The organism is Acidithiobacillus albertensis (genome assembly GCF_001931655.1).
Taxonomy (GTDB): Bacteria; Pseudomonadota; Gammaproteobacteria; order Acidithiobacillales; family Acidithiobacillaceae; genus Acidithiobacillus; species Acidithiobacillus thiooxidans.
Genome location: NZ_MOAD01000001.1, coordinates 1,226,780 through 1,236,826 on the forward strand (window position 1 = coordinate 1,226,780; position 10,047 = coordinate 1,236,826).

General features: G+C 54.8%; 13 protein-coding genes. 4 read left to right on the plus strand and 9 right to left on the minus strand.

What is annotated here, in order from left to right:
• Window positions 1-245: PEP/pyruvate-binding domain-containing protein (locus BLW97_RS06360; protein WP_278278489.1), on the minus strand; the 245-nt coding region annotated here is incomplete at its 3' end.
• 189 nt (window positions 246-434) lie between these two features.
• Here BLW97_RS06360 and BLW97_RS06365 point away from each other — a divergent pair.
• A complete protein-coding gene (locus BLW97_RS06365) occupies window positions 435-1,037 on the plus strand; it encodes a cytochrome b/b6 domain-containing protein (protein ID WP_010639159.1) in 603 nt (200 codons plus the stop codon).
• 69 nt (window positions 1,038-1,106) lie between these two features.
• Window positions 1,107-1,763 carry an SIMPL domain-containing protein gene (locus BLW97_RS06370; protein ID WP_158025134.1) on the plus strand — a complete coding sequence of 219 codons (657 nt, stop codon included), beginning with the start codon at window positions 1,107-1,109 and terminating at the stop codon, window positions 1,761-1,763.
• 7 nt (window positions 1,764-1,770) lie between these two features.
• Here BLW97_RS06370 and purN read toward each other — a convergent pair whose 3' ends face one another.
• The 3 genes from purN to BLW97_RS06385 all read right to left on the minus strand — a co-directional run bounded on the left by purN (window position 1,771) and on the right by BLW97_RS06385 (window position 4,221).
• Entirely contained in the window at window positions 1,771-2,442 is a 672-nt protein-coding gene (gene purN, locus BLW97_RS06375; protein ID WP_075322683.1) for a phosphoribosylglycinamide formyltransferase, read from the minus strand.
• Window positions 2,435-3,472 carry a phosphoribosylformylglycinamidine cyclo-ligase gene (gene purM / locus BLW97_RS06380; protein ID WP_075322684.1) on the minus strand — a complete coding sequence of 346 codons (1,038 nt, stop codon included), beginning with the start codon at window positions 3,470-3,472 and terminating at the stop codon, window positions 2,435-2,437. Before purM ends, purN begins: the two co-directional genes overlap by 8 nt.
• Window positions 3,473-3,603: 131 nt before the next feature.
• Window positions 3,604-4,221 (minus strand): superoxide dismutase, encoded by a 618-nt coding sequence (locus BLW97_RS06385; RefSeq protein WP_075322685.1) that lies wholly within the window; start codon window positions 4,219-4,221, stop codon window positions 3,604-3,606.
• 256 nt (window positions 4,222-4,477) lie between these two features.
• Between BLW97_RS06385 and hda the strand changes: the two genes are divergently transcribed.
• Together hda and BLW97_RS06395 are read left to right on the plus strand one after the other, a co-directional pair.
• Window positions 4,478-5,197 carry a DnaA regulatory inactivator Hda gene (gene hda / locus BLW97_RS06390; protein ID WP_075322686.1) on the plus strand — a complete coding sequence of 240 codons (720 nt, stop codon included), beginning with the start codon at window positions 4,478-4,480 and terminating at the stop codon, window positions 5,195-5,197.
• A complete protein-coding gene (locus BLW97_RS06395) occupies window positions 5,194-6,126 on the plus strand; it encodes a YihY/virulence factor BrkB family protein (RefSeq protein ID WP_075322687.1) in 933 nt (310 codons plus the stop codon). Before hda ends, BLW97_RS06395 begins: the two co-directional genes overlap by 4 nt.
• Here the strand turns inward: BLW97_RS06395 and BLW97_RS06400 are convergent.
• The 5 genes from BLW97_RS06400 to phnL are packed head-to-tail and all read right to left on the minus strand — an operon-like array spanning window position 6,080 to window position 9,899.
• A complete protein-coding gene (locus BLW97_RS06400; protein ID WP_075322688.1) occupies window positions 6,080-6,832 on the minus strand; it encodes a GntR family transcriptional regulator in 753 nt (250 codons plus the stop codon). The two genes, BLW97_RS06395 and BLW97_RS06400, sit on opposite strands and share 47 nt — an antisense overlap.
• A complete protein-coding gene (locus tag BLW97_RS06405; protein WP_075322689.1) occupies window positions 6,829-7,377 on the minus strand; it encodes a hypothetical protein in 549 nt (182 codons plus the stop codon). Before BLW97_RS06405 ends, BLW97_RS06400 begins: the two co-directional genes overlap by 4 nt.
• The gene (locus BLW97_RS06410) at window positions 7,374-8,081 is read right to left on the minus strand and encodes a DUF1045 domain-containing protein (RefSeq protein WP_242947718.1); all 708 of its coding nucleotides are present in this window, start codon (window positions 8,079-8,081) and stop codon (window positions 7,374-7,376) included. The genes BLW97_RS06405 and BLW97_RS06410 overlap by 4 nt, the downstream gene beginning before the upstream one ends.
• Complete coding sequence (locus BLW97_RS06415; RefSeq protein ID WP_075322690.1) at window positions 8,065-9,204, minus strand: alpha-D-ribose 1-methylphosphonate 5-triphosphate diphosphatase; 1,140 nt, start codon at window positions 9,202-9,204, stop codon at window positions 8,065-8,067. Before BLW97_RS06415 ends, BLW97_RS06410 begins: the two co-directional genes overlap by 17 nt.
• Window positions 9,201-9,899: a phosphonate C-P lyase system protein PhnL gene (gene phnL, locus BLW97_RS06420; protein ID WP_075322691.1), complete on the minus strand. Its 699-nt coding sequence runs from the start codon at window positions 9,897-9,899 to the stop codon at window positions 9,201-9,203. The genes BLW97_RS06415 and phnL overlap by 4 nt, the downstream gene beginning before the upstream one ends.
• Window positions 9,900-10,047: the final 148 nt, after the last annotated feature.

The window sequence follows — 10,047 nt, forward strand, 5'->3', positions numbered from 1 at the left end:
TTGGCCAGATCGCGAACATTATCGGGGTCGAGGCCGTCCAGTGCCTCATGCAGCTTTGACCAGGCACCGGCCTGATCCAGCAGATAGTGATAGGCGTCGCCGGTAATGGCAAAGCCGTTGGGTACTTTCACTCCCTGCGGCGTGAGTTGGCGATACATCTCTCCCAGAGAAGCGTTTTTACCACCGACCAAGGGCACATCTTCTATGCGAATTTCATTAAAAAAACGTATGTATTTCGCAGTCATAAGATTTTCTCCAGATAAACCAGAGTAAACACTCTGAATAAAAGATAGTCAAGGAAATGGCTGTGGACAAGCTGTTGCTTTTTATTGGAGGCACTCTGGTATGATTGCCGGAGCAATGGCGAAGGTCCTTAAAATGGATGTGGGCTATGTTTTCATGTCTGACGCATGGCAAATTATGGAATTATCTCTTTGAAAAGAAATAGCTCAGACTCTGGCGCTGGTAGGGAAAATCTGTGGCCACCGGAGGCACGCTGGCTTCACGCCGGTATTGCTGTCGGTGTAACCATTCAACTGTTTTCCTCCTTATGGATGACACCCGATTGGCAACACGCAGATTATGCCAGTTTCACCCAGTTACTGTTCAGCTTTCATGCCTGGGTGGGTTTGACTACTGCACTTTTCCTGCTCTGGCAGTGGCTCTGGATTGCCACTTCCGCAAGGGTACGCCAGCAATTTTTTCCATTAACGGGTCCCTGGCAACCGGTTTTTAATGACCTTCGGTTACTTTTGCACGGAAAACTTCAATCTCCCGGCCCAGCTTCTGGACTTGCTGCCCTGATCCATGGGCTTGGTCTGCTTCTGGTCAGTTGGATGGCCCTTACCGGTACGATAATTTTTTTCTTTCTACCCCAGGGAGGTACGCCCCCTGGAGCGGTGCTGCAAACTCTGATCCCTTTGCATAAAGCTTTGTCCAATCTGGTATGGGCTTACTGGATTGGGCATGTGGGGATGTTTAGTGTGCATTTGCTGCGCCGCGATCGCATTCTTGATATTTTCCGTCTGGGTAGTTAGTTGTTAACACTGGCGAACGGGTGCATGCATCAGTCACTGAATGGAGCGAGAAACTAAATGAAAAATGCAATGAAAATTTTACTGTGGGGATTATTCCCTGTTTCACTGGCGGCTTCAGCGGGTACGGCTGCCCAGGAAATAAATCTCAGCGTGCAACAAGCTTACCATGTGCCCAATACGCTCATGGTTGCGCAGTTGCAGGCCAGTGCCACCGGGCCAAATGCTGCAGATCTGGGGCAAAAAGTGAACGCAAAAATGCGTTGGGCCTTACAGCAGACGGGGAAAGCTGATCATGTCCAGGCGCAGACGATGAATTATCACACGCAACGTGATTATGTGGATGGTAAGCCCGATGGCTGGACCGTACAGCAGACTTTGCAGGTCAGCGCTCCACAATCCTCCCGGCTGGATCAGCTCCTGGGAGATTTACAATCCCGTCTGGAGCTGGTTTCCATGCAGGCTGCCCCTACTGAAAGTGCCCGTGAAAGCGCTGCAACAGCAGCAGCCCATCAGGCTATTCAGCGCTTTAAGCAGCGTGCGAATAACTTTTGCAAGGATTTTGGTTATTCGCAAAGCGTGCTGAATTCCGTACAGATTAATACGTTACGCAGTTCTCCCGGGCCAGTGATGATGATGGCGGCGCGTACTCCCGTGGCCAGTGCGCCCGGTGAATCGGCGATGTCTGTGGAGGTTTCCGGTTCAGTGCATTGTCTGAATGGACAGTGACAGACTTTCAGGGAGATGACGGTCTTGTAAAAACCGGATTGACGGCTGTATCTGCGCAGAAAGGAACAGGTTCTGACCAACGCACCCGACCTTCCTTTAGGCTGCACCAGCCGCTCAGAACGGCGCTCAATGCCCGGGGATAAATTTCGTGTTCGGCAGCAAGAACTCTTGCCGCCAGCCTGGCCGGGTCGTCATCCGTATGGACAGGTACGGCAGCCTGAATGATGACCGGGCCGGCGTCCAGTTCCGGGATGACAAAATGGACGCTGGCACCGTGCCAGCAGACACCTTGAGCGATGGCGCGGGCATGGGTATGCAGACCGGGAAAGGCGGGCAGCAGGGAAGGGTGAATGTTGACCAGCCGTCCCAGATAGTGTTCTACAAAAGTATCTGTCAGTTGCCGCATGAAACCGGCAAGTACCACCAGATCCGGAGCGTAGCGGTCAACCTGCTGCTGCAGCGCAGTATCAAACTCGGCGCGACTGGGAAAGTCACGATGGTCTGTGACTTCGATGGGGATACCTGCTGCCTGAGCCACCATCAGTCCTGGGGCTTCGGCCCGATTGCTGATGACTGCGGCGATTTCCGCATCGGCTATTTGTCCGGTCTGACAGGCCCGCAGGATGCTTTGTAAATTGCTGCCGCGACCGGAAATCAGCAGCACCAGTTTTTTAGTCAAGAAAAACTACCCCGTTATCGGCCTGACGGAGGGCAAGCTGACCAATGACATACGCTTGCTCCCCGCTGGCCTGCAGGGATTCCAGAGCGTTTTGCCGGGATTCCCAGGGGACGATGGCGACCATGCCAATGCCGAGGTTGAATACCCGCCGCATTTCTTCGGTACTGACTTGACCTTGCTCCTGCAACCACTGAAACAGCGTAGGGATTTGCCAACTTTGGGGGTTGATGTGGGCGCTCAGCTGGGCGGGCAGGGAGCGCGGCAGGTTTTCAGTGAGGCCACCGCCGGTAATGTGAGCGAGAGCATGAACGCTGACGACCTTACGCAGATTCTGGATTGCCTGCACGTAAATCCGGGTGGGACGTAGCAGGAGTTCGACCAGGGCTTCGCCATTTAACTGAATATGCGCATGAGCACCACTGCGGACCAGAATTTCACGAATGAGGGAGTAGCCATTACTGTGGGCGCCGGATGAGGCGATGCCGATAAGGGCATCCCCTTCCTGACAGGCATCACTGCTCAATATTTCGTTTTTTTCGACGATGCCGACCGCGAAGCCCGCCAGGTCATAATGACCGCCGGGGTACATACCGGGCATTTCGGCGGTTTCGCCGCCCAGTAGGGCACAGCCCGCCTGACGGCAGCCTTCGGCAATTCCGGTGATGACGGCTTCGGCTACCGCCGTGTCCAGTTGTCCGCAGGCGTAGTAATCCAAAAACCAGAGGGGTTCAGCGCCGGAAACCAGGATGTCGTTGACACACATGGCTACCAGATCAATGCCAATCCCATCATGCTGCTGGGCTTCCAGGGCCAGCAGCAATTTGGTGCCGACGCCATCGGTTCCTGATACCAGTACCGGTTCGCGATAACCGGTGGGCAATTCAAAAAGTCCACCAAAGCCGCCAATACCGCCAAGCACTCCGGGGCGGTGGGTACTGCGGGCGAGGGGCTTGATCCGGTCAACCAGCGCATTTCCTGCGTCAATGTTGACTCCTGCACTGCGATAGCTAAGCGGTTTGGGGCTGTCCACAGCAAGTTCCTCCGTCAATTTCGGGTCATGTTATGAGGGGGGCTGGCTGCTGTCAAAAGAAAAGAGCGGCCAGGCCGCTCTTCACTCAGACGCCACAAGTCATGGGGCGTCAGGGTTACCCCGCTAATCGATCAGAAGCGCTTGAAAATCTGTCCGCTTTTGGCTGCCTGGAAGCGTGCTTCAATGACACTCCAGTTCATGTTTTTGTGGAGTGCTGCCAGGTAATCGCCGCGCCCCAGGGCTTTCCAGTCAACCATGTAGGCATGTTCAAACACGTCTACAATGACCAGGGGAACAAAGCCGCCAATGTTGCCATCTTCGTGTAACTGGACGAAATGGTTGTTGATCTGGCCGGTAGTCCCATCGTAATAGGCAATCGCCCAACCAATACTGCGGCTTTTGGCAGCAGCCATGAGGTCTTCGTGCCAGGCTTCGGCGCTGCCGAACTGTTCGGTGACGGCAGCCTTGAAACCGGGCGCTTGATCCATGCTGACGCCGGGTTTCATCTGGGCAAAGTAGTATTCATGCAAAACCATGCCATTGTATTCAAAACCAAAACGACGACGACGGTCGGCATAGGTCAGGGAAGCGGTTTTGCCAGCCGCACGCATTTCTTCCAGTTCTTTGTGCAGGGCATTACTCTGGTTGACATAGCCGGTGTACAAGCCCCAGTGATCGTTGATCTGGGCGTCGGAAATGCCGTCAAGACCGCTGGGCTTCAATTCTTCACGTACTTTATATTCAGACATTGCTTTACTCTCCTGCTGGTCGGTTGGGAATGAATCCCTGTGATTGTAGTCAGTGGCAGGGATGGCTGCAAACGACCTGCTGGTCGTCTGACGGTGCTGAAGCCTATTTGCTAGGTTTTATAGAGCAGGAAGGTAGATAAGAATCTGCTTGACAGCCAAGGGTCTCTTGCCTAGCTTCTGGAGTCATGCCAAGCCATGATAGTTTCCCCTGGGTAAGCTCTGAAGGCTTACGATATTTGTCGTCCAGGCGCTGCTGATGCTCGCCAATGGCCAGATGCGCCTGCCTTTGGGGTTGCGAAGCGGCGCAACGCTCAATGATTTTTGTCCAGAACCCAACACTGCCGCATTGAATGCCGTTCGGAGTCTGCTGGTACGGCCAGCACCTGTGTTTGGACTTTATTTGCATGGCCCGGGAGGGGTGGGTAAAAGCCATTTGTTACAGGGCGCTGCCCAAAGTGATGCGGGTTGGATACCTTATATTGAATGCGCCGAAATGATGCAGTCCTTTGTAGATCTGGCGCTCCCGGAAACTTTTTCCAGTCTGGTGGATGCGCCTTTGGTCTGTCTGGATAATGTGGACGCCTGGGCCGGTCAGGTGGATCAAGAAAAATTTTTGTATGACCTTTACAATGAACGTTTTCATCGAGCCCGGCCTTTGCTGCTGGCGGGTCGGGAAGCATCCCGGCAACTCGTCTGGACGCTGCCGGATTGGGCGAGCCGGTTCAGTGCCTGTGTGCCAATGGCTCTGCAATTACCCGATGATCTACAGCGGCTGCATATTTTACAGACCATGGCCCAGCGTCGCGGCTTACGCATGGACCGGGACGTTGCCCGGTATGTGCTACGCCATCAGTCGCGGGATATGGTCGTGCTGGAGTCCTTGCTGGAGATGCTGGATGCACGTAGCTGGGAGCAGCAGCGCCAACTGACCATTCCATTTATTCGTCATTGTCTGGACAGGGAGGCGTCTTCGTGAGCACCGATCAGAAAGAGGGCCAGCAGTGTTTTGGTAAAAAGGAAGATGGTTCGCGCCCACTGCCTCATGCCCGTAGGGGATTTGTGCTTCGTTTTGGCTTTCGCTGGTATCGGGCCTGGCATGGCTTCTGGAAAGATGACTGCATTGATCGGGCTGGTCTGCTGTCCTATACGACTTTATTCGGTTTGATTCCGCTGGCAGTGCTGGTATTCAGTATGTGGAATCTGGTGGGTTTCAGCGTGATGCATCGCACACAGGTGGATCGTCTGATATTGCGCAGCTTTGTTCCGCAGACGGGTTATACCATTCTTCATGAAGTGAATTTACTGGCCGCCAAGGGTGCCCAACTGGGATTGCTGGGGGTAATCGGTTTGTCGTTGACGGCTGTGTTTCTGCTGCACGCGGTAGAGCGGCATCTGAATGCCATCTGGGGAGTTGCACCCCATTGCTGGTGGTGCCGGGTTTTGCGTTATCTGGCCATGCTGGTCGTGGCGCCACTGAGTGTGGCCTTGCTCCTGCCCCTGCTGGGGCCTTTACAACCCTTGTTAAAATATCTGGGGCATATTCCCGTGCTGCCGCCGTTTTTCAGTCATATTCTGACTTTTTTGGTGGTGACGGTGATGATGCTGCTGCTCTACAAGATTCTGCCGGCGGCAGCGCCGCGCTGGCGTGATGCGCTGCTGGGGGGTATGACGGTAGCCTTTTTGTTTGAGCTGGACAAATTCGGGCTATCCGCCTATTTGCGCTTCTCGACTTTTGAAACAGTTTACGGGGCTCTGGGCGCTTTTCCGGTGTTTCTGCTCTGGTTGTATATGGCCTGGGCCAGCATTTTATTCGGCGCGGAGATGGCTGAAGCGGGTGTTTATTCTGACCAGAACGCGCTCAACCCAGCTCATAAACCAGCCGCACCCGTGAAGACGGATAAATGACCGTTGAGAATTCTATGCCGACGCCGCTCGTATCGACGTTGACATTTTCGCAGACAAAAACGATTTCACCTTTTTCGACTTGCAGCAGCTCCCGCTCCTGGGGGCCGGACATGGCGGCCGAAATGGTGGAGCGCATGCGGGTATAATCCTGTATGCCATGCTGGCGCAGGGATTCAGTGATACCGCGTCCGGCGTGCAGATCATCCACCAGGGCCAGCAGGGCTTCCCCGAAAAAAAGATGTCTGGCAATGGAAATGGGCTCTTCACCGACCCGGCCAAGGGTTTTGATCATGGCAACCTGGGAATATTCCGGGAAGACGCCATATTGCTGAATGCGCGCCAATTCAGGCAGCTCGGCCAGATTCAGTATGGCCGCTTCGAGAATGTCATTTTTGCCGGGTTTATTGTACTTTTTGACCCATTCCGAAAAGCGCGGCCTTTCGACCAGTTCATAGTCAAACACATGCTTGGCAACAAAACTGCCGCGACCATGCTGTATGCGCACTTTGCCCACGGCCGCGAGTTCCTGCAGGGCGCGGCGCATGGTGTGGCGATTGACTCCGTAAGCCTTGGCCAGATCCGCCTCGCCGGGCAGTTTCTGGTTTTCGACAAGTTCACCGGAATCTATGCGGGCCTGCAGATCATCGACAATTTGTTTCCAGATGGTGATTCCGGGGACGAACTGCACTTTGCTGGTGCTGATCATGGGCGTTCCACCAAACCGATGAGGCTGTGCACACATTGTTTGATGGCCTCTTCCAGCAATCCATCATTACGGATGGTGGTCATGGGCAACTGATCCGGCAGGGGAATGTGACGACGCATGCGGTCGTTGATGGATGCAGCACTTTCACGATGGCGTTTTTCCAGGCGGCGGCGAATTTCCGAGGGCGAAGCCGTGATATATAAAACATGTCCACCATGTTCCGCAAGCAGGTCATTCAATACCGTGCGCGAAACATTGGCAATGATGATTTGCACAGCGGCGTTTTGGGGCTGCAATTCCGACCGGGGCAGACCGTAGGATAGCTGGTGCGCGTCCCAGGTTTTGGCAAAATAACCGGATTCAGTGTGCTGTCTGAATGCTTCGGCACTGATGTTGATTTCTCCAGCCTGTGGAGTATTGCGGGTAACCATTCGCCGGGCGAAATAGAAACGTGGGTCATTTTTCAGTGTGGCTTCTGCGCCGCGAATGACTGAATCCTTGCCCGCACCGGAAGGACCCACTACCAGAACCAGCAGGGGCTTCATGATTTATTTTGCTGGGGGGCGGGTGTCGCCGGAGCGAGGGGCAGACGACGCAAAAGGGTGAAGGGTGCGTTCGGGTCTGTTTCACAGGCTAATGCGAGGCTCTGCAAGCGGCGTGGCCGCCAGGGGATGTCACCAAAATACTCTTTGGCGATTGTCAGCAAACGCGTGTCGGGTTGCTGGTCACTGAGCGTCATGTGAAAAACAAACTCTTCAAATACAAATGGATAGCCCCATCGTTCCAGGTATTCCCGGTGCCGGGGAAGCTTTAACTTCTGGCTTCTTGCCGAAATTTCCTCGTCAGTGTAGGGCCGCCGCCAGGGTTCCAGGTTGCGCACGCAGGCATCTGCCAATGCGTGCAGTTCAGGACAGGGCTGACTGAGCCGCAGGGCAACAAAGCCTTCATCCTGAACCAATTGCAGGGGAGGCAGGAAAAAAGCCGGGGTATCTGCGAGCTGTTGCTCCAGCTTTGCGATCAGCTTATCCAGGTTACCCTGCAAGGGCATGGGCGCTTTGATGGTGGCATGGAAGCCATAACGACTGGCGCGTCGTGAAGCCTCTGCGAGGCCATGAATCGGGGGTCTTTGTCTTGCCTGCGCAGTTTCGGAATCCCAACCCAACCAATGGCTACCTGCTATCCACAGGGGATCATCGGCTTCTGGTACATAATAAATGGCGACACGCATGGATTCAGGCAATTCTTTCACCGGCTTTCCAGACTGCACGCAATAAAGGATGGTTGTCGAAATCGCGCACCCGGAGCAGGTCGCCGCGCATGCCGATTTGCAGCGCGCCACGATCTTCCAGCCCGAGCATGCGCGCCGGGGCGAGGCTGACCATCTGCACCGCTTCAGGGAGCTTGATCAGGCTCATGCGGGTCAGAGCAAAGGCCGCTTCCAGCATGGCGTGGGGGACGTAGTCCGAGGCGAGCACATCCACCAGTCCGGCGGCAACCAGATCGCGTACGGCGACATTGCCGGAATGGGAGCCACCGCGCACCACGTTGGGGGCACCTGCGACGGTGGCCATCCCCAGTTTTCTGGCTTCCTGTGCCGCTTCCAGGGTCACCGGGAATTCGGCAATGCGAATACCCTCTGCGGCGTTTCGGCGAACTTCTTCGGCGGTGCGGTCGTCATGGCTGGCGATTTGCAAACCCATCCCGTGCAATTTTTCGAGAAGATAATGCCGATTGATCTCACTATGCATTTCCCGACGCTGCTGGGCTTCCACAATCATCTGGTCCAGTTCGGCCTCGCTGTATCCATCACCACGCCGTCCTTCGCGGAATTTGTCGAGATTGGCATGCTGGCCGACGCCGGGGGTGTGGTCCATGATGCTGATCATGTGAACCGGGGCCTGAGCCATTGCTGTTTCAAACAATTGCTGCATGTTGGGTGTCGGGAGTTCACAGCGCAGATGCAGCACATGGTCGGAACGTAATAACCCTTGTTCATCCAGAAAAGTAAGATCTACGACCGCATCGCGAAGGGTCTGGATACGCTGGCTTTCAAAGCCGGCATCTCCGACACAAAGGGCATCTGCCACAGTGGTGATGCCTGCGGCCGCACACTGGCTGTCATGGGCCAGAAAAGCGGAACGGGAAGGCCAGCGCACGTTGCTGCGCGGCTGTACCTGGCGTTCGAGATTGTCGGTGTGCACATCCACCAGTCCGGGCAACAACCAGTCGCCCTGTCCGTCTTCACTGCCGGGTCGGGGATGCGGGTCTTCTTCCAGCGCTATGATTTTGCCGTTTTCATCCAGGGTCAGAGCGCCATGAACAATGCGATCTTCCAGAACCATACGGAAATTACTGAAGGTCAGGGTTTTCATGGGACAGGCTCCGAAAGGGATGGGATGGAATATTGGCGATCAGCCACCTGAGCGATAAAGTCGGGGTCGTGAAATGCCGCCAGTACCGCCCGACCGGTTTTTTTGGCTTGAAGAATCTTGTTTTTGACCGCTGTGGCATTGCGACCATCCAGGGAAGCGGTCGGTTCATCGAGCAGAATCAGGGGGTGTTGACCGACAAAAGCTCTGGCCAGATTCACCCGTTGCTGTTCGCCCCCGGAAAAGGTGGCGGGAGGCAGGGCGTGCAGGTGTTGCGGCAGATTCAATTCCAGCAATATCTCAGTGGCGCGTTCCATGGCCGTTTGCGTATCAATGCCCTGATCGGCCAGGGGTTGCGCGACCAGATCCAGGGTGGAGACTCTGGGAATGACCCGCAGAAACTGGCTGGCATAAGCCATTACCTGTAACCGCAACGCGATGATTTCGCGGGGGCTGCTTTGCAAAATATCCACCATACTCAGCCCGTTGCGCAGGCGGATGGCACCGGATTCTGCCCGATAATTCCCATATATTGTTCTCAGCAGGGATGATTTTCCACTACCTGAGGCGCCGACCAGCGCGACGCATTCACCGGCAGCAACGCTCAATTGTATATGGCGCAAAATAGGCAGATTCAAACCACCACGCAGATGCAACACAAATTTTTTGCTGAGTTTTTCAATTTCCAGAATATTCATGTTAAACAGCGTGCAAAAGTTGCCAGAATTGGGTGGAAAACAGCGTGTAAATTGACCACCTGATATCCTGCCGGATTTGCCGGGAGGAAACTGGAGTGATTTGCATGGAAACCATAGCCAAAGTGCGCCGTCTGTATCATCTGGACAA

Excerpts from the sequence above, each read along its gene's own strand:
- BLW97_RS06415 (WP_075322690.1), bottom strand. The coding sequence starts at position 9,204 with ATGAAAACCCTGACCTTCAGTAATTTCCGTATGGTTCTGGAAGATCGC.
- BLW97_RS06370 (WP_158025134.1), top strand. The coding sequence starts at position 1,107 with ATGAAAATTTTACTGTGGGGATTATTCCCTGTTTCACTGGCGGCTTCA.
- BLW97_RS06405 (WP_075322689.1), bottom strand. The coding sequence starts at position 7,377 with ATGAAGCCCCTGCTGGTTCTGGTAGTGGGTCCTTCCGGTGCGGGCAAG.
- BLW97_RS06400 (WP_075322688.1), bottom strand. The coding sequence starts at position 6,832 with ATGATCAGCACCAGCAAAGTGCAGTTCGTCCCCGGAATCACCATCTGG.
- BLW97_RS06385 (WP_075322685.1), bottom strand. The coding sequence starts at position 4,221 with ATGTCTGAATATAAAGTACGTGAAGAATTGAAGCCCAGCGGTCTTGAC.
- hda (WP_075322686.1), top strand. The coding sequence starts at position 4,478 with ATGCTCGCCAATGGCCAGATGCGCCTGCCTTTGGGGTTGCGAAGCGGC.
- phnL (WP_075322691.1), bottom strand. The coding sequence starts at position 9,899 with ATGAATATTCTGGAAATTGAAAAACTCAGCAAAAAATTTGTGTTGCAT.